Source organism: Qipengyuania xiapuensis, from assembly GCF_019711395.1.
Lineage (GTDB): Bacteria > Pseudomonadota > Alphaproteobacteria > Sphingomonadales > Sphingomonadaceae > Qipengyuania > Qipengyuania xiapuensis.
The window spans coordinates 1340201-1358509 of the sequence record NZ_JAIGNL010000001.1 but is presented as its reverse complement, the minus strand read 5'-3'; the positions used below and the strand labels follow the sequence as shown (position 1 = coordinate 1358509).

Genomic DNA, 18309 nt, shown 5'->3' with positions numbered 1-18309 from the left:
GTTCAGGCGGTCTCGAGGATCCCTGCGTGCACGAGAGCCTCGTCGACCGCCTTGCGGCTGGCTTCGCTGGCGTTGCACAGCGGCAGGCGGACATCGCACGCGAACCAGTCGTGAACGCGGCTGAGCGCATATTTCACCGGTGCCGGGCTCGCGTCCGAGAACATGGCGTAATGGAGCGGGAAGAGCCGGTCGTTGAGTTCACGCGCCCTGACGAGATCGTTTGCGGCAATCGCCTCGTGGAATTCCGCGCACAGCGCCGGTGCGACATTGGCCGTGACCGAGATGCATCCCGAACCGCCGGCCGCGCTGTGCGGCAGCCAGAGTTCGTCATTGCCCGATAGCTGGCAGAAATCGTGATCGAGCCCCATCCGGTGGTCCGCCACGCGCGAAAGATCGCCGCTCGCATCCTTGATGGCGACGATCCGGTCCGGATACTTGCGGACGAGTTCGACGACCGTCTCGTCCTCGATATCGGTCACGGTACGGCTCGGAACGTTGTAAAGCACGATCGGCAAGTCGCTGTTTTCCGCAAGGTAGCTGAAGTGCGCGATCAGGCCCGCCTGGCTCGGGCGGTTATAGTATGGCGCCACGCACAGTCCCGCGGCGGCGCCAGCTTTCTTGGCGAACTGCATGTGCAGGAGCGCGTTGCGCGTATCGTTCGAACCGCAGCCTGCGATCACGGGCACCCTGCCCGCGGCCTGTTCGATGCAGACCTCGATCACGCGGTGATGTTCCGCATTCGAGATCGTCGAAGCCTCTCCGGTGGTCCCGCAGGGAACCAGCGCCTTGCTTCCGTTTTCGATTTGCCAGTCGACCAGCTTGCGGAAAGCGGACTCGTCAAACGATCCGTCGCGAAAAGGAGTCGCTAGAGCCGGAATTGAACCTGAGAACATTTACGGAAGTCCTGCGTTATAAATATGGAGCGATGTTGCTCCGATGCTTCAAAAGATAGAATTCATTCAGCGCCTGATAAGGAGGGTCTTGGGATAATGTCCACCATGGGCAAGAAAACTCTTACGTCTTACGTACTTATGGCTGGCTCCGCGCTGGCCCTTCCCTCCGTGGCGCAGGCACAAACGCCCACAAGCTGGCCCGACAGTGGCACTTCAATGGTCGCGCAGCAGCCCACGCGCGCCTCTCAGGCCATCAACAACTGGGAATATCTGACCAAGCGGGACGACCTCTCGTTCGCCAGCTACTCCGGTTTCGTCTCGAAATACCCCGAGTTCCCCAAGAGCGAACTCCTGCAGCGGCGCGCTGAAGCGGCGCTCGACCGTGATGCTGTGTCGCCGCAGTCGCTCGTCGCCTTCTTCGACAAGCATCCGCCGATCACCAATGGCGCCAAGGCACGCTACGCGCTGGCTCTCGCCTCGATGAACCGACCCGAGGCGCAGAAGGTGGCGCTCGAGGCTTGGCGCGGCGGGATGATGAGCGGTCCTGCAGAGGCCTATATGCAGGGCCTGTTCGGACAGTCCTTCTCGCCCGAAGATCATGATGCGCGCATGGACGCGCTTCTGTGGCAGGGCGAACTCGAAGCCGCATCGCGCCAGATCGTGCGCGTTTCGCCTGCCTATCGCGGCATGGCACAGGCGCGGCTCGCGATGCTTCAGGGCACCACGCCCAGCGAGGCCGGGCTGACCGTGCCCGCAGGCGCTCTCGGCGACAGCGGCTATGTCTACAATCTTGCGCGCTACTATCGCAGCAACGGACAGTTGCCCCAGGCGATCAACCTGCTTGCGACCCGTGCCGATTTCGGAACGCCCGCCCTCAACGGAACCTCGTTCGTCACCGAAAGCCTGCGCATCGCTCAGGGCGCGGACGCACGAAGCGCGGTCAGGATCGCTTCGAAAGTCGACGATCTCTTCGCCCCCGGCACAGACATTTCCGACGGCAGCTTCACGCTGCGCGACAAATATACAGATCTCATGTGGCTTGGCGGCACCAAGGCGCTGTGGTCGCTGGGCGACGGCGCGCAGGCCGCGCCGCTCTTCTATCGCTACGGCGCAGCGGCCAAGACTCCGCTGACCCGTTCCAAGGGGTTCTTCTGGGCTGGCCGCGCCTCCGCGCAGGCCGGCAACCGCGCCGAGGCAGAGCGCTACTGGAACATGGCGGCAGCCTATCCGGACTATTATTATGGCCAGCTCGCGCTGAGCGAACTCGGTCGTCCCATGCCCTCGTTCGCTTCGCTGCGGACAGACGGTATCGACGAGGCAGACAGGCGCGCCTTCGACGCCGATCCCCTGACCGAGGCCCTGCGCGAAATGGCCCGCAACCGCCGTGCGTGGCAGACCGAGCGGGCATTCTTCGAAGCCTTGGCGGAAAAGGCCCAGACCCCGACGCAGATGGCACTCGTCGCCGAGCTGGCCCGCGAGACCGGACTCGACGAAATGGCCGTTGTCGCGGGAATGGTCGCAGGCGAAACCGGAGTGAACGGATTCGAGCGGCTCGGTTTCCCGACGGTTCCGACCCATTCGGGCGCAAACTGGACCATGGTCCATGCGATTGCCCGCCAGGAGAGCGAATTCGACCGCAATCGCGTCAGCCATGCCGGTGCGCGCGGCATGATGCAGCTGATGCCCGGCACCGCCCGCGAGGAGGCCGGCAAGATCGGCGTCCAGTACATGTCGGCCAATCTGACCGAGAGCCCGAGCTACAACATCCGGCTCGGCGATGCCCATTTCGCGCGTCTGATGGACCGCTATAATGGAGCTTACCCGCTGGCCATCGCCGCGTACAACGCAGGCCCCGGACGCGTTAACGAGTGGCTCCGCCTCAACGGCGATCCACGTACCGGCGCCGTCGACTGGGTGACGTGGGTCGAACAGATCCCCGCCAATTTCGAGACCCGCTACTACGTGATGCGGGTGATCGGGAACGCGGTGACCTATGCGAACATGCACCCCGACAAGTCCCGCAGCTATGAGCGCGATATCCGCCATTACCTGCGCTGACTTTTGCCGCTAGGGACGCTCCTGCAATGCAGGGCAAGACCAATCCGATCACTCCGGCAGGCTATGCCGCGCTCAAGGCGCGCTACGACCACCTGCTCGGCACCGAGAGGCCAGAGATCGTCGAGATTGTCAGCTGGGCGGCCGGCAATGGCGACCGCAGCGAGAACGGCGACTATCTCTACGGCCGCAAGCGCATGCGCGAGATCGACCGCGAGCTTGGCCATCTCTCGCGCCGGATGAAAGCTGCTCGGGTAATCACGCCCGAGGACCAGCCCGACAAGTCGCGCGCATTCTTCGGGGCTACGGTCACGCTGGCCGATGAGGACGATAACGAGAAAGTGGTCGTCCTGGTCGGCGATGACGAGCAGGATGCGAGCGCTGGGCGGATCGGCTGGTCGAGCCCGCTCGCTCGCGCATTGAAAGGCGCGGCCGTCGGCGATTTGCGAACCGTGCGACTTCCGTCGGGCGACAAGGAATGGGAAGTGATCGCAATCGACTATGCGTAGGCTTGCCCTCCCCGCCCTCCTCCTGCTTGTCGCCGCGCCGCTCGCAGCCAAGGACAGTCTGGGCATTTTTTCCGATTGGGGCGCTTTTCGCGAGCCTTCGGTGCCGCAATGCTATGCCATCGCGGAGGCCGAAGAGAGCCCCTTCTCGCGCGAATTCGATCCCTATGCGACTATCGCCACATGGCCGGCGCGCCGCATACGCGGACAGGTCCATTTCCGTCTCTCGCGACCGATGCGGCAGAATAGCCGCGTCTCACTGCGGATCGGGCGCCAGACCTTCACCCTGACCGGCGGCAGTGCAGATGCCTGGGCCCGTGACGCGGCAATGGACGCCGCAATCGTTGCTGCGATGCGTTCCGCCGATGCGATGACCGTCAGGGGCACCGATACGCGCGGACGGCGCTTCTCCGACCGCTATTCGCTGGCCGGCGCAGCCACTGCAATGGACGCAGCGACGTTGGCCTGCCCGCGACGATAGATACAAAAAGGGCCGGAAGCGCGAGGCTCCCGACCCTTCCATTGCTATCGAAGACGCTTAGAAGCGCATGCCGAAGCCGACCATGACCTGGTGACGGTCGAGGTCGATATCGGGGACCGCCACGTCGGGAGCGTCACCCTCGAAATCCAGCTCAGCATCGCTGTAGTTCGAATATCGGTACTCGACCTTGGCAAAGGTATTGTCGCTCAACGCATATTCGACGCCTGCACCGAGGCGATAGCCATCAGTGTCGAGATCGGCATCGTACTGCGTCGTGCCATCGTCAGAGCGGATGTTGTAGCTTGCGTTGGTATAACCGCCCTTGGCGTAGATGAGCAGGTCATCGGCCGGTTTCACACCGACGCGCGCACCGAGATAGAGGTCGCGGCCCGTTTCGACGTTGCCGATACCAAGGTTCTCGAAATCGCCATCGTCGAACTCGGTTTCAGCCGTGGAACCGGCAAACTCGCCTTCGACGCCAAGGACGACACCGCCCGCATCATAGTCGTAGCCGATACCGAAACCGTAGGAGAGGCCGTCGATCGACTGGTCGTCATTGGGATTGGCATCATTGTCGACGGTGCTGCCGGCCTGGCTGACATCGTAACCGGCAAGAGCTTCGACACGAAAGCCGCTGAAATTGTCGTCATCCGAGCTCTGCGCCATGGCGGGGGTTGCCACTGCAAACATCGAACCTGCGACAAGAAGGGCTGCTGTCTTTTTCATTTTTGTACTCCGTTATTGTTTTCCCGCGAGCCGTCATTGCGACCGCGTGGACCCATCAAACGGAGCTGAACGGGTTCGAGTTTCATGAACGCTGCACAACAAGAAAACGTTGTTTTTACGTCACATTTAAGCGGTCACGCCGTGCGGTGCGTGCGATGAAATGCTTGCCCGAAGTTTCATCGACTAACCGAAGCCGACATTCGACGGAGTGTTGGAACCCGATGACGATGTCGCGACTTGTTTCGCCCCCGCTACGGGCTTTCAATCCGCGCCGCTTGCGCCTATATGCGCCGCTCCCATGGCAGATACGAACCTGATGAGCATTCCCGGGCAGGTGGACCCGGTTCCCGTCGCGCGTGACATCACGCCGCGCGAAGATGGCCGCGTGGACCTGATCGGCTTGCCGAAAGAGCGTATCCGCGAACTGTTCGAAGAAGCCGGGCTCGAGCCGAAGCAGGCCAAACTGCGTTCCAAGCAGGTCTTCCATTGGCTCTACCACCGCGGTGTGACGGACTTCGAGTCGATGACCGATATCGCCAAGACCATGCGCCCCTGGCTTGCCGAGCGGTTTGTTATCGGTCGTCCCGATGTCGTCGAGGCGCAGCACTCGACCGACGGCACGCGCAAGTGGCTGCTCAAGACCGCCGACGGTCACGAGTTCGAGATGGTCTTCATCCCCGACGCCGATCGCGGAACGCTATGTGTATCGAGCCAGGTCGGTTGCACGCTCAATTGCCGCTTCTGCCACACCGGCACCATGCGCCTCGTGCGCAACCTGACGCCCGGCGAGATCGTCGGCCAGGTCATGCTCGCTCGCGATGCGCTTGGCGAATGGCCCAAGGGTTCGATGGCCGGCCTCGACGAAGCGGAGGACGAAGGCCACTATACGTCCGACGGTCGCCTGCTCACCAACATCGTGATGATGGGCATGGGCGAGCCGCTCTATAATTTCGATAACGTCAAGGGCGCGCTCAAACTCGTCATGGATGGTGACGGCCTCGCCCTGTCCAAGCGACGCATCACGCTTTCGACCAGCGGCGTCGTTCCGGCGATGGAACGCTGCGGCGAGGAAATCGGCGTGAACCTCGCCGTCTCGCTCCACGCGGTGACCAAGGAAATCCGCGACGAGATCGTCCCGCTGAACAAGAAGTACGGTATCGAGGAACTGCTCGAGGCCTGTGCTTCATATCCCGGCGCCAGCAATGCCCGCCGCATCACTTTCGAATACGTGATGCTCAAGGACAAGAACGACAGCGACGAGCACGCGCGCGAACTTGTACGCCTGATCAAGCAGTACAAGCTGCCCGCCAAGGTAAACCTCATTCCGTTCAATCCCTGGCCGGGCGCGCCCTACGAGTGTTCGACACCCGAACGCGTGAAGCGCTTTTCCGACATCGTTTTCGAAGGCGGCATTTCCGCCCCCGTCCGCACGCCGCGCGGGCGTGATATCGATGCAGCCTGCGGCCAGCTGAAGACGGCGGCGGAAAAGAAAAGCCGCGCCCAACGCGACCGCGAGGCGGCAGAGGCTGCCTCCGCGTGAGCAGCGACGCGGCGACGATTGCCTATTACGAGGCAAACGCGCCGCGCTATACACTGAGCTTCGGACAGGCGCCGAGCCGCCATCTCGACAGGTTCCTAGATCGGCTTAGCCCGGGAGCTCGCATCCTCGAACTGGGCTGCGGCGGCGGACGCGATTCCGCGCGCATCATCGAACGCGGCTTCGATCTCGATGCGACCGATGGCACCCCGGCCATGGTCCGCAAGGCCAACGAACGTTTCGACGTGGGCGCGCGGGTCATGCTATTCGGCGATCTCGCCGCCAAAGAAGAATATGATGCGGTCTGGGCACACGCGTGCCTCCTCCACGTACCGCGCAGCGACCTTCCGCCGATCCTCACGAAAATCCTGGAGGCGTTGAAGCCCCGCGGCCTCCATTTTGCGAACTACAAGCTCGGCGAAGCGGAAGGCCGCGATCCTCTGGGCCGCTGGGCAAACCTGCCCGACGAGGAATGGCTCGAGAGCACCTATCGCGAAGCGGGCTTCGAAGTGCTTGCGGCGGAGCGCTATCGCGGCAAGGGTGCCGACGGTGTCCAGCGCGACTGGTACGCCCTCACCCTCTCCGGGAAAGACGGTTGATGCCCGAAGTCTTCGCAATCTGCACTGGCCTGCCCAAGCCCTTCAATGGTGCCGAACTGAGCGCGATCGACAAGAAGCCCGTCGAAGGCCCCGTCACCATTCGCAGCTTCGGTATCGAAGGTGACATGATCGCCGACACGAAGCATCACGGCGGACCGGACATGGCCGTGCATCTCTATCCGCACGACCATTACGCCGAGTGGGACGCATGGCTGGGCGGCCATGATTTGCTCTCTGCCCCTGCGGCCTTCGGCGAAAACCTGATGGTCGACGGTCTTGCCGAAGATGGCGTCCACATCGGCGATCGCTTCCGCCTCGGCGAAGCCCTGCTCGAGATCAGCCAGCCCCGGCAGCCGTGCTGGAAGATCGAACATCGGTTCGGTCGCAAGGGAATGGTCGCGCGGATCGTGAAACGGCACAATTGCGGCTGGTACTTCCGCGTATTGGAAGAAGGCAGCACCAAAGCAGGTGACATGCTGCAACGGGTCGAAACCGGCCATGACCAGTGGACGGTCGCGCGCCTTTTCGCGTCTCTCTATGACCCCGCCGAAAGGGCCGACCGGGGCCAGCTCGAAGAGATCGCGAATCTCGAACGCCTCTGCGTCCCTTGGCGAGAAAAAGCGCGCAAAGCCTTGGAAAGCTAACGCTTCGTCGCGCACTTCCAGTCGGTTTATCGCTAATTTCGGATTAATCGCGTTCGTTCAGCCGCGGTTGTCCTTCCGCGCTCAATCTGGCTGCAATCCACTCTTCAGATGGGAAGCAATAATGAAGAAGTTCGCAATCGCTTTTGCCGCCGGAACGCTCGCCGTTACCGGCATCGGTACCGCCGCTCCGGCTGCTGCAGATCCTCCCTCCTGGGCTCCTGCTCACGGCAAGCGCGCAAAGGATCGCGCCGCCCGCTACGATTCCCGCGGCTACTATGTCGAACCTCGCCGTATCACGCGCGACAGCTACATGTGGCGCGGCCGCGACGGGCGCTACTATTGCAAGCGCGACAACGGCACCACCGGCCTGGTGATCGGCGCCGGCGTAGGTGCGCTGGCGGGTCACGAACTCGCCGGTCGCGGTGACAAGGCGCTCGGCACCATCCTCGGCGGTGCCGTCGGCGCGGTGATCGGTCGCGAGATCGATCGTGGAAGCCTGCGCTGCCGCTAAGTTCCTCGGGTCGCACCTTCGAACCCGGCGGCGTCGTCACTCCTTGAGTGGCGGCGCCGCTTTGGTTTTGCAGCCCTTTCCTTTGTCGATGCGCGCCTTATGGTGGCCGCTGCATGACAGAGAGCAAACCCAGCGTACTCGTGACCGGCGGCGCCAAGCGGATCGGCAAGGCAATTGCCGAGACTTTCGGGCGGCAGGGCTGGCATGTCGTCATTCACTACAATCGATCGGGCGACGCGGCTCGCAAGGTCGCCGAAGACTTGCCCAGTGCCGAAACAATCGGTTGCGATCTAAGCGACGGTGATGCCGGCGTCGCCATGGTCGAGGAATTCGCTGTAAAACTGGGCGACTGGGCCGTGCTGGTAAACTGTGCCTCTATATTCGATCCTGACGATGTAACCGCGCTCGATCCGGTAACGAACAAGCGTGCGATGCAGATCAATGCCCGGACACCCACGCGCATGGCGCAGGCCTATTTGGCCAAGGCAAAAGCCAGTGGCGGGCGGCGCGTCATCCAGGTGACCGACCAGAAGCTGTCAAATCCAAATCCCGACTTCTTCAGCTACACCATGAGCAAGCACGCGCTCGACGCGACGATCGCAATGCTGTCGATGGGTGCGGCGAATGAGGATGACCGCGTCTACGGCCTCGCTCCGGGAGCCATTCTCGCAAGTCACGACCAGACGAGCGAGGAAGCGGAGATATCGCACCGCCTCAACCTCCTCCAACGGCGAACCCGCTCGCAGGAAATTGCAGATGCGGCCTACTTCCTAGGCCAGGGGCATCTGGCCAGTGGCCAGACGATCTACTGCGACAGCGGACAGCACCTGCTGCGCCAGTCGCGCGACGTCATCTACCTTGCCCGCGAGGGAAAAGAGGCATGAAACGCCACGCGGCAACCACGCGCATCTGGCATTGGCTCAACCTAGTTTGCGTCGTCGTCCTGTTCATGTCCGGGCTGACGATCTCCAATGCGCACCGCAGGCTCTATTGGGGCGACTGGGGCTTCTCTGTCGAACAGGCCTGGCTGATCGTTCCGCGCTTTCCCGACTGGATGACCATTCCCGGCTATTACAGTCTCGCGGTCGCCCGCGACTGGCATATCCTGATGGCATGGCCCTTCGCGCTGCTACTGCTCTTCATGTGGGTCGCCATGCTCGTGAACCGGCACTTCTCGCGCGATATCGCGACTTCGCGCAGGGAATGGAGACCGTCGGCGATCCGGCATGACATCGTCCAACACCTGAAGCTGAATTTCGAACACGAAGGCGGGAAGTATAATTTCCTGCAGAAGCTCGCCTACGGGCTCGTTCTCGGCGTCTTCCTGCCGATGATGATTTTCACCGGCATCGCCATCAGTCCTGGCATGGAGCCGACCTTCGGCTGGCTGGTCGACCTGCTCGGCGGGCGGCAATCGGCGCGCAGCCTGCATTTCATCTTCGCGTTCGCCCTCTTCGGGTTTTTCGTGGTCCACGTCGTTCTGGTTATCCTGGCCGGGCCGATCGGGCAGATCCGCGACATGATTACCGGAGGCAGGCATGATGAAGCGTAGAGGGTTCATAGCCGCAGCCGGTGCCGCCTTCGTGGCCGGCTGCAACAAGATCGCCGATAGCGATACGGGTTCGCGGTTGCTCGGCGCGGCAGAGGACTGGCACAAAAAGGCGCACCGCCTGCTGACCGATCGCGAAGCGCTTGCCCCAGAGTATCCGCGCAGCGCGATCTCGCCCTTCTTCCGCGGCAACGGTTCGACCGATCCGCAGAACGGCGACTACCAGCAGCAGGCGGCCGAGAACTTTGTTAACTGGCGCCTCGACGTGCGCGGGCTCGTCGACAACCCGATGAAGCTCAGCCTAGACAACATCCGCAAGCTCCCCCAGCGCACGCAGGTCACGCGGCATGATTGCGTCGAAGGCTGGAGCGCGATCGGCGAATGGACCGGGCCGCAGCTTTCGTTGCTGCTCGATGCTGCCGGACTGAAGCCCGAGGCGAAATTCATCGTTTTCCGCTGCGCCGACAATCTCAACGGGCAGGACTATTACGAGAGCGTCGACCTGATCGATGCCTACCACCCGCAGACGATCGTCGCGCACCTGCTCAATGGCGAACCCCTGCCCATCCGCAACGGCGCCCCCTTGCGCATGCGGGTCGAGCGGCAGCTCGGATACAAGCACCCCAAGTACCTGACCGCGATCGAAGCGGTCGCCAGTCTTGACGATATCGGCGGCGGCAAGGGCGGCTATTGGGAAGATCGTGCCGGTTACCAGTGGTACGCCGGCATCTAGCCGCTACTCCGGATATATCCGGCCCATCGTCTCCCAGTCCTCGCGGATCATTTCCTCGAGCACGTCCATGTCCACATCGGCCAGCTTGTTGATGTAGAGGCAGCTCTTCCCCGTCGAGTGCTTGCCCAGCCTCTTCAGCTGCGCCTCTCTGCGCTTTGCCGCCACATCGTCGCAATAGCCGCCCATGAGGTAGAGCGAATGCTTGGCCTTGCGCGGGCTGAACCCGCTGCGCATCCAGTGCACGTCACGGCCGCTGGCATAGGTCGTCCGGTATTGACCGTAGCCGATGATGCTCGGGCCCCACATCTGCGGCTGCTCGCCTGTGACCTTGCGGAACAGCGCGTCGAGCACCTTCGCTTCCTCGCGTTTCCTCTCCGGCTCCACACCATCGATGAAATCCGCCGGATCGACGTCGGTGATCTGGGTCTTTGCCTCTGCCATGTGGGCAATCCTAGCATCCGATTGACTTGCCGCCAACGCGGGGCGATGCTCCGCCCGGGTTGGATAGGGGAGACCAAGCCGGTGTGGCTACTCGATAAATTTCTGAAGACCGCGATCAAGCATGGCCGGATGGTCGTTACGGATCATGACGGCAAGACTTATGAGTACGGCACGGGAGACGCCTCCGAACCGCCGCTCCGCATCACGCTGACCAACAAGAAGGCCGCCAACCACATCGCGCGCTATCCGCAGATGGGTGCGGGCGAGGCGTTCATGTGGGGCTGGCTGAAGGTCGAGGAGCCGCACGATATCCGCGACCTGATCCTTTTCGTCACCCAGCAGGCGGGCAAGCCGGGCGACAAGGCTCTCAAGCCCAAGGGCAAGCTGCGCACCGCCGCCCAGCGCATGCTCGCGAAGGCCGACAGCATCAATTTGCGCAGCAAGGCGCGCAAGAACGCAGAACACACCTACAATCTCACCCGCGAACTCTACGAGCGCTTCCTCGACGAGGACCGCCAGTACACCATGGCCTATTATCGCGAGGATCCGGAGACGACCTCGCTCGAAAAGGCGCAGCTCGACAAGAAGGCGCACCTCGCCGCCAAGATGTACATAAAGCCCGGCCAGCGCATCCTCGACATCGGCTGCGGCTGGGGCGGCTTCGCACTCTACCTTGCCCGGCATTACGACGTGGAGGTCCACGGCGTCGCCCTCGCCCCCGACCAGATCGCCTTCTGCAAAGAGCGCGCGGAGGAAGCGGGCGTGGCCGACAAGGTCAAATTCAGCCTTACCGATTACCGCGACGTCGAAGGCCAGTTCGACCGCATCAGCTCGGTGGGCCTGCTCGAACACGTGGGCACGCCGCATTACCCGCAGTTTTACGAGCACACGAGCCGCCTGCTCAAACCCGATGGCGTGATGATGAGCCACTGCTGCGGGCGCGCCGGCCCTCCCGGCTTCACCGACGCCTGGACGCGCACCTACATCTTCCCCGGCGGCTACATCCCTGCCCTGTCCGAACTGGTCAGCCAGTCCGAGCAATACGGCTGGCAGGTGATGGACGTGGAGGCGATGCGCTTCCACTACAGCCACACGCTGGAGGAGTGGTACAACCGCACGGTCCAGCACCGCGCCGAGATCGTCGATATGTACGACGAGACCTTCTACCGCATGTGGCTCTACTACCTCGCCGGCGCCGAACAGAGCTTCCGCCACGGCGACATGGTCAACTGGCAGTTGATCTACGTGAAGGACCGCAGCGCCATTCCCATGACCCGCGAATGGATCATGGAAGAGAGCGCCCGCCTGCGCGCCGCCGACGCGGACAAGGTGCCCGAGTGGCGCTTCGCCCAGCGGGAAGCGGCGGAATAGCGGGCTAGCTTTGCACCCACCGATAAACCGGCCCAAACCCTACCAGCGCGGCTCCCACGAAGGGCAGCGCCACGACCCATAGGCGGACGCCGGTCACGCCCTCGGGGCTGGCGATGCTGATGGCGGCGGTCATGGCGAGGCCGACGCAGATCGCGATCATGGCGATCACGAGGCGCAGGCGCGGGATCGGGGCCTCGCGCTTGGCGGCACCCATGCCTCGCTCGTAGCGGGCAAAGATGGCAATCAGCGGGAGCGTTGCGGCGATATAGAGCACGAACCAGACCGGGCGGCTCCACCACCATTCGGCTGTTCCCGGCATGACGCGCAGGCCTATGCCTCCGGCTGCCCAAGCGGCGACCATTACCAGCACGTAAGCCGTCAGGTGCCAGAGATAGACGGTCATGATCATGCCGTTCATCAGCACCGTCGCGGTCCAGACGGAGAGGTTGTCGAGCAGCTTCCTGCCCCACGGTTCCAGCCCCAGCACCAACCCCGTCTGCGTCACACCCAGCGCCAGCAGCGCGAGCGTCGGCGGCATGGAATTGGTGATCTCGGCCCCCGGCACGCCGATCATGGCGATGGGATAGGGGCCGTAGATGGTGAGGCCGATAAGCGTGGCAAGGCCGGCGAGGAACAGCGCCAGCGCCCTCCCCAGCGAAAGCCTCCCCTGTTGCCACGCATAACCCAGCTGGTGGATGCCCAGCCACACGAATAGGAAATTGAGGAAGTTCACATAAGGCACACCCTGCGAGAGCGTCAGCCAGTCGATCGCCACCGCGCCCGCGATGAACAGCGCTATGCTGCCCCAGCCCAGCTTCTCCCAAAGCTTCCACGTCAGCGGCGCAAGTGCAGTCACCAGCAGGTAGACCGCGAGGAACCACACGGGGATCAGCGCGAGGAACACGGCCATACGCACCGTCTCGCGCGCCATACCAGCCTGCGTGGCGACGAAGGCGAATGCCGCCCACACCAGCAGCACGGGGAAGACCGGATTGATCAGGCGCTGGATACGGCTCGCGAACCAGTCTGAATAGTGGCCGTTTTTCGCGCGGGTCGAGGCCCAGCTCACCCCGTTCGAATAGCCGCCGACGAGGAAGAAGATCGGCATGACCTGGAAGCCCCAGGTAAGCCACTGCGTCCACGGCAGGATGCCGAGCAAATGCCCGCCGACCACCTCGCCGTCCGCGCCGATATAGGGTGCGGCGACCAACCAGTGCCCAACCACCACCGCGAGGATCGACAGCGCGCGTAGGAAATCGACATATCGATTGCGCTCTGGCGGCGCCTGTTCCGCCAGCGATTTCGCCTTGTTCAACAATCCCATGCTGCGCGTCCCCTACCCCGTTACCCGTGTCGCTATGCCAAATGGCGGGCCTCCGGGAAAGCGACTACGTGGTAGCGGTTAATGGCCCATCAACCCCTCTGACCTAGGAAGAGTTCATGGCTTCAGACCTGCTCATCAACCGTCGGGTCGTGAAAAATACCGCGCTCATCGCTGGCACGCTCACCGCAGGATCGCTGCTATGCACGCTGATCGTCATGGCCTTCCAGCCCAGCGACGGCGAGAATGTAGTCCTCGCGCTCTCTCTCGCGCTCGTGATACCGTTGGTGTGCAGTATCCCTGTCGGTCTTTACGTCACCTCTCAAGGGGAAAGGCTCGCACAGCTCAATGCCCTGCTCGAGCATGAGGCCACTCAGGATGCGCTGACCGACCTGCCCAACCGACGGGCCTTTTTCGACGCGCTCGAACGTCGGTTGGACACCGGGAAAGAAGCAGGGCTCCTGCTGATAGACGCCGACCGGTTCAAATCGCTGAATGACAGTCACGGGCACCACACGGGTGACGAGGCGCTAAAGGCACTCGCCCGACTTTTCGCCGAAGAGGTTCCGGTAGAGGCATTGGTCGCAAGGCTCGGCGGTGAGGAATTCGGCGTGTTGCTTCCCGATGCGACGCTCGCAAAAGCGCGGGATTGTGCCGAAAGCCTGCGCCGACGCGTGTCTGAACTCGACTTCCGCTCGCCCGAGGGTGCATCCTGCCTTCTGAGCATAAGCATCGGTATCGATGTCCTGCGAATTGAGGATCGCCCCTTCCCGCTCAAAGGTGCTGACCACGCGCTCTATGCGGCCAAGCAGGACGGGCGTAACCGCGTTTCCTTTTACACGCCGCCAGCCAGTTCCGCGCGTGACGAAAAGGCTGCCTGACCGCTACAACAGCGCTTCTTGATTGCCACGCGCCCTGCCCCCCTGCTAGCGGCGCGGCAAACGCAATCAAGGTGCCTGCACATGACCGATATCAAGCGCGTCGTCCTCGCCTATTCCGGCGGCCTCGACACTTCCGTCATCGCCAAGTGGCTCGAAGTCGAGCGCGGGTTGGAAGTCGTGACCTTCACCGCCGATCTCGGTCAGGGCGAGGAAATCGAGCCGGCACGCGAAAAGGCCCGCGCTATGGGCATTCCGGACAAGCACATCTTCATCGAGGACCTGCGCGAGGAGTTCGTGCGCGATTTCGTCTTCCCGATGATGCGCGCCAATGCCCGCTACGAGGGCGACTATTTGCTCGGCACCAGCATCGCACGCCCGCTGATCTCCAAGCGCCTCGTCGAGATCGCGCATGAGACCAACGCGGATGCCATCGCCCACGGTGCGACCGGCAAGGGCAACGACCAGGTGCGCTTCGAATTGTCGGCCTATGCGCTCGACCCCGACATCAAGGTGATCGCTCCCTGGCGCGAGTGGGACCTGACTTCGCGGACCGCGCTGATCGCATGGGCCGAGGCACACCAGATCGCCGTCCCCAAGGACAAGCGCGGCGAGAGCCCCTTTTCGACCGACGCGAACCTCCTGCACACCTCTTCGGAGGGCAAGGTGCTCGAGGATCCGTGGGAAGAGACCCCCGACTACGTCTATTCGCGTACCGACCATCCAGAGGATGCGCCCGACACGCCCGAATACATCACGATCGACTTCGAGAAGGGCGACGGCGTCGCACTGAACGGCGAAGCAATGAGCCCTGCAGAACTGCTGACCGCGCTCAACGATCTCGGCCGCAAGCACGGCATCGGCCGCCTCGACCTCGTCGAGAACCGCTTCGTGGGCATGAAGAGCCGCGGCATGTACGAAACCCCCGGCGGCGAGATTTACGCTCGCGCCCATCGCGGTATCGAGCAGATCACGCTCGATCGCGGCGCTGCGCATCTCAAGGACGAACTGATGCCGCGCTATGCCGAGCTGGTGTACAACGGCCTCTGGTTCAGCCCCGAGCGCGAGATGCTGCAGGCGGCGATCGACCTCAGCCAGGAGAAGGTCAGCGGCACCGTTCGCCTCAAGCTCTACAAGGGGAATGCCCTGGTGGTGGGCCGCAAGTCGGACAATTCGCTCTACTCGGAGGCCCACGTGACCTTCGAAGACGACGCCGGCGCCTACGACCAGAAGGATGCGGAAGGCTTCATCAAGCTCAACGCGCTTCGCCTGCGCCTGCTCGCCAAACGCGATCGGTAGAAAATGTCGTCTGGAAATCGCTTCGGGGGCTGAAAATTACGCCCTCGCCGCGATGACGTTCCGATTTTTGCGATGAACCGTTGACTTATCCACCCCCCTCCACAGCGAAATGCGGGGAAAGTGGATAACTCGCCTCTTGTCAGCTTGAAGAATCGGCTTTCCGGGTGCAGCTTTAATTCATCGGAACGGCGAAGAAAGCTTCCAGCCAAGACGGTCTAACGACTTGAAAGGCAACGGAAATTCGGAGCCGGAAAGACGCAGCGGGATCTGTCCGCGCACATCTCGAGACCCTCGCGCAGAAGGTTCACGCCGGACGCAAGGCGGGTCGATGACGGAAGTGCGAAGGTTTCCAGCTGTGAGTCAGGCCAACCCGGCCGGATGCCGAAGGTGGCGTCGTATAAAGGTCTTCGGACCGGAAGGCGATGTGACCGTTTGAGGTACCGGCCACCAACGGAAGGTCAGACTGCGGAACCGCCCGTTGAAGCGCGGCTGGGCAAGGTAAGCGAGCGATTGCAAGATCGTGACGCGACCGACACCGGGCCGAGTGGAGGGTAGATCCGGATGCCGGTGCGAGCGCCGGTGACAGAACCTGAAGACTGTCTTCGGATAGCCGGATGGGAAAACATCGGATGCCAAGTCTGCGTCCCTGGAACTTCGGTGAAAGGAACACGGCCACGCATCGGTGAGAGTGGGGTCGGCAGCGATGCCGGCCCCATTTGCTATGGGCAATCCGCAAGCCCGCAATATGCGGCTCACAGTTCCCGGATCGTCCAGAAAACCCCATGAAACCCGCATATCGAGGCGAAAGCCGCGCCGAATGGTGGCGATTTCAAGGCAGTTTACGTCCGCGTTAAGGACTCGGCGATTGCTATGCCCTATATCCTCCCGAACCGAACGGGAGGTCCATTCATGGCCAAACGCGCGCTTTTGAGCACGATCTTTCTTGCAGCGCTGGCGCTGCCCGGCACCGCCGGTCATTCCGAGGAAAGCGATGCCAAGCCGATCCTTCAACCGACATTCGAACAGCATTTCGCGGATTTCGCGGAGCTGCCGCCTGCGCCCGAACCGGGTCCGCGGGTCGTAGACCTCGAGACCTTCGAACCGCCTGTAGAAGTCGAGCCCGCCGGAACACCGCTCGGCACCGGCGTCGCATCTTATTACGGCAAGCGCTTCCACGGCCGCCGCACCGCCAATGGCGAGCGGTTCGACATGCATGCCATGACCGCCGCCCACAAGACGCTGCCCTTCGGCAGCATGGTCCGCGTGACCAACCCGCGCAACGGCCAGTCGGTCATCGTTCGCATCAACGACCGCGGACCGTTCACGCGTGGCCGCACGATCGACCTCAGCCGCGCCGCAGCCGAGGAAATCGGCATCGTGCGCCGCGGACACGGCTCGGTCGAGATCGAACTGCTTGATTAGGTCCCTTCGGCCTTACCGCTTCGCTGCTTGAGGGCGAATTTCCCTTCCGCACTACCGCTTCGCTGCTTGAGGGCGAATTTACCGTCCGCCCTACCGCTTCGCTGCTTGAGGGCGGTTAGAGCTTCAGTTCGCTCACATCCCGGTAATCGCCGATCTTCCCGCGCGGGAAGGTGTTGAAGGCGATCGAGTAGCGGTTCTGCTGCGAGTGGTTGGTCTCGACGAAATGCAGGATCGAGCTGGCGAACAGCACCAGGTCGCCCTCTTTCGGCACGATCGCGTTGCGCTGCGTATTGTAGACATTCGTGCGCGCGCTATCGACCGCCATCTCGATCTGGCGATAGCCATTGGTGCGCTCGAAGATCATGTTGCCCGGCGGATCGGGCATCGGCGCGTAGTAGAGCGAGCCCGAGATCAGCGAGTTCGAATGCGTGTGCGCGTGCATCCCCACGCCCGGCGGATTGATCAGCGACCAGCTCTGCGTGACGTCGAGCTTGTGCGAGATGCCCATCACCTCGAGCGCGAAGGTCGCCAGCGCCTCGTCCACCGCCTTCTTGATGCTGCGCATTTCCGGCAGGTCGAACAGGTAGAGCTCTTTCGAAATCTTGTTCACCTGGTTCTCGATCATCTCGAGCGACTGGATGAACTTCACTTGCTTCGGCGAGATCGCGTCCTTGATGTTCATCACGAAATACGGCTCTGCGAAGAGCGGCTTGACGGTGAATTCGCGCGCAGAAGCGCCTTTGGCAGCGGTGGCCATGTATGCAGTCCCCAATTGTAACCCCGCCCAGGGTCATAAACCGGACGCAAACGGGCTTTCAAGACCGCCACGAGCGGTGTTCAACCGCGCAATTGGCCGCGCAGCGCGCCGCGGGGGTGCGCATCGGTGTGCACATCGATGTAGTAATGGGCGGGCCGCGCGATCATCGCTTCGATCGTCGCGCCATCGGCCGCGGCGCATACCTCGTCCATCTCCGCCAGCTCCAATGCGACGAGCTCGCGCCCGTTCTTGCCCGACTTGCCGAGATGCACATGCGCGGAGGTCACTTCCCCCACGCCGGCGACTTCGAGGTAGTAGCACAGGCTCTGCGCGTCGGGTTCGGCATAGGCGTTGAAATCGCCATATGCCTCGCTGCCCGCGCCGCCGCCCACCACCTCGTCACCGAAGAGGTTCGCGCTCAGCACTGTGCCGGATTGCGCTGTCGCACTCAGGAAGAGCGCTGCTGCGGCAATACCGGCCAATGCGATTGCCCATGGTCTGAGTGTCATGACCGGTCTCCTTTCCTAAGGGACCGTGCGCCCGCAAGCGGTTCCCGGATGCGGGCCCGGTCCCGCAAAGCGCAGTA

At 62.7% G+C, this 18309-nt stretch carries 20 protein-coding genes; 14 read left to right on the top strand and 6 right to left on the bottom strand.

Annotated features, from left to right (window positions below):
- Positions 1-2: 2 nt before the first annotated feature.
- The gene (dapA, locus tag K3163_RS06925; protein WP_221553607.1) at positions 3-893 is read right to left on the bottom strand and encodes a 4-hydroxy-tetrahydrodipicolinate synthase; all 891 of its coding nucleotides are present in this window, start codon (positions 891-893) and stop codon (positions 3-5) included.
- A gap of 96 nt (positions 894-989) precedes the next feature.
- Here dapA and K3163_RS06920 point away from each other — a divergent pair, with 96 nt between their 5' ends.
- Genes K3163_RS06920 through K3163_RS06910 form a run of 3 tightly spaced genes read left to right on the top strand, consistent with a single transcriptional unit; the run spans position 990 to position 3935 of the window.
- The gene (locus K3163_RS06920; protein WP_247712481.1) at positions 990-2951 is read left to right on the top strand and encodes a lytic transglycosylase domain-containing protein; all 1962 of its coding nucleotides are present in this window, start codon (positions 990-992) and stop codon (positions 2949-2951) included.
- Positions 2952-2977: 26 nt separating this feature from the next.
- Positions 2978-3457 carry a transcription elongation factor GreB gene (greB, locus tag K3163_RS06915; RefSeq protein ID WP_221553606.1) on the top strand — a complete coding sequence of 160 codons (480 nt, stop codon included), beginning with the start codon at positions 2978-2980 and terminating at the stop codon, positions 3455-3457.
- On the top strand, positions 3450-3935 hold the full coding sequence (locus K3163_RS06910; RefSeq protein WP_221553605.1) for an invasion associated locus B family protein: 486 nt from the start codon (positions 3450-3452) through the stop codon (positions 3933-3935). The genes greB and K3163_RS06910 overlap by 8 nt, the downstream gene beginning before the upstream one ends.
- Positions 3936-3992: 57 nt before the next feature.
- Here K3163_RS06910 and K3163_RS06905 read toward each other — a convergent pair whose 3' ends face one another.
- On the bottom strand, positions 3993-4661 hold the full coding sequence (locus tag K3163_RS06905; RefSeq protein ID WP_221553604.1) for an outer membrane protein: 669 nt from the start codon (positions 4659-4661) through the stop codon (positions 3993-3995).
- Between the two features lie 298 nt (positions 4662-4959).
- Here K3163_RS06905 and rlmN point away from each other — a divergent pair, with 298 nt between their 5' ends.
- The 7 genes from rlmN to K3163_RS06870 all read left to right on the top strand — a co-directional run bounded on the left by rlmN (position 4960) and on the right by K3163_RS06870 (position 10234).
- Positions 4960-6201 carry a dual-specificity RNA methyltransferase RlmN gene (gene rlmN / locus K3163_RS06900; RefSeq protein WP_221553603.1) on the top strand — a complete coding sequence of 414 codons (1242 nt, stop codon included), beginning with the start codon at positions 4960-4962 and terminating at the stop codon, positions 6199-6201.
- Positions 6198-6797: a class I SAM-dependent methyltransferase gene (locus K3163_RS06895; protein WP_221553602.1), complete on the top strand. Its 600-nt coding sequence runs from the start codon at positions 6198-6200 to the stop codon at positions 6795-6797. The genes rlmN and K3163_RS06895 overlap by 4 nt, the downstream gene beginning before the upstream one ends.
- Positions 6797-7441, top strand: a complete 645-nt coding sequence (locus K3163_RS06890) for an MOSC domain-containing protein (RefSeq protein ID WP_247712480.1) — start codon at positions 6797-6799, stop codon at positions 7439-7441. Before K3163_RS06895 ends, K3163_RS06890 begins: the two co-directional genes overlap by 1 nt.
- 121 nt (positions 7442-7562) lie before the next feature.
- Entirely contained in the window at positions 7563-7952 is a 390-nt protein-coding gene (locus K3163_RS06885) for a glycine zipper 2TM domain-containing protein (RefSeq protein WP_221553600.1), read from the top strand.
- 113 nt (positions 7953-8065) lie between these two features.
- Positions 8066-8836, top strand: a complete 771-nt coding sequence (locus tag K3163_RS06880; RefSeq protein ID WP_221428604.1) for an SDR family oxidoreductase — start codon at positions 8066-8068, stop codon at positions 8834-8836.
- Positions 8833-9504 carry a cytochrome b/b6 domain-containing protein gene (locus K3163_RS06875; protein ID WP_221553599.1) on the top strand — a complete coding sequence of 224 codons (672 nt, stop codon included), beginning with the start codon at positions 8833-8835 and terminating at the stop codon, positions 9502-9504. The genes K3163_RS06880 and K3163_RS06875 overlap by 4 nt, the downstream gene beginning before the upstream one ends.
- On the top strand, positions 9494-10234 hold the full coding sequence (locus K3163_RS06870; protein WP_221553992.1) for a molybdopterin-dependent oxidoreductase: 741 nt from the start codon (positions 9494-9496) through the stop codon (positions 10232-10234). Before K3163_RS06875 ends, K3163_RS06870 begins: the two co-directional genes overlap by 11 nt.
- A gap of 3 nt (positions 10235-10237) precedes the next feature.
- Here K3163_RS06870 and K3163_RS06865 read toward each other — a convergent pair whose 3' ends face one another.
- Positions 10238-10675 (bottom strand): DUF1801 domain-containing protein, encoded by a 438-nt coding sequence (locus K3163_RS06865; RefSeq protein ID WP_221553598.1) that lies wholly within the window; start codon positions 10673-10675, stop codon positions 10238-10240.
- A 45-nt stretch (positions 10676-10720) separates the two neighbouring features.
- Between K3163_RS06865 and K3163_RS06860 the strand changes: the two genes are divergently transcribed.
- Positions 10721-12046 carry an SAM-dependent methyltransferase gene (locus K3163_RS06860; protein WP_247712479.1) on the top strand — a complete coding sequence of 442 codons (1326 nt, stop codon included), beginning with the start codon at positions 10721-10723 and terminating at the stop codon, positions 12044-12046.
- Positions 12047-12050: 4 nt separating this feature from the next.
- Here the strand turns inward: K3163_RS06860 and K3163_RS06855 are convergent, their stop codons facing one another.
- Complete coding sequence (locus tag K3163_RS06855; RefSeq protein WP_221553597.1) at positions 12051-13370, bottom strand: acyltransferase family protein; 1320 nt, start codon at positions 13368-13370, stop codon at positions 12051-12053.
- Positions 13371-13486: 116 nt separating this feature from the next.
- Here K3163_RS06855 and K3163_RS06850 point away from each other — a divergent pair, with 116 nt between their 5' ends.
- The 3 genes from K3163_RS06850 (at position 13487) to K3163_RS06840 (ending at position 16966) form a co-directional block, all read left to right on the top strand.
- Positions 13487-14248 (top strand): GGDEF domain-containing protein, encoded by a 762-nt coding sequence (locus tag K3163_RS06850; RefSeq protein ID WP_221553596.1) that lies wholly within the window; start codon positions 13487-13489, stop codon positions 14246-14248.
- Between the two features lie 81 nt (positions 14249-14329).
- Positions 14330-15544, top strand: a complete 1215-nt coding sequence (locus K3163_RS06845; protein WP_221553595.1) for an argininosuccinate synthase — start codon at positions 14330-14332, stop codon at positions 15542-15544.
- A 909-nt stretch (positions 15545-16453) separates the two neighbouring features.
- The gene (locus tag K3163_RS06840; RefSeq protein ID WP_221553594.1) at positions 16454-16966 is read left to right on the top strand and encodes a septal ring lytic transglycosylase RlpA family protein; all 513 of its coding nucleotides are present in this window, start codon (positions 16454-16456) and stop codon (positions 16964-16966) included.
- A gap of 115 nt (positions 16967-17081) precedes the next feature.
- On the opposite strand, the gene K3163_RS06835 is transcribed toward K3163_RS06840, so the two are convergent.
- Together K3163_RS06835 and K3163_RS06830 are read right to left on the bottom strand one after the other, a co-directional pair.
- Complete coding sequence (locus tag K3163_RS06835) at positions 17082-17723, bottom strand: TIGR02466 family protein (RefSeq protein ID WP_221553593.1); 642 nt, start codon at positions 17721-17723, stop codon at positions 17082-17084.
- A gap of 80 nt (positions 17724-17803) precedes the next feature.
- Entirely contained in the window at positions 17804-18232 is a 429-nt protein-coding gene (locus tag K3163_RS06830) for a CHRD domain-containing protein (RefSeq protein ID WP_221553592.1), read from the bottom strand.
- Positions 18233-18309: the final 77 nt, after the last annotated feature.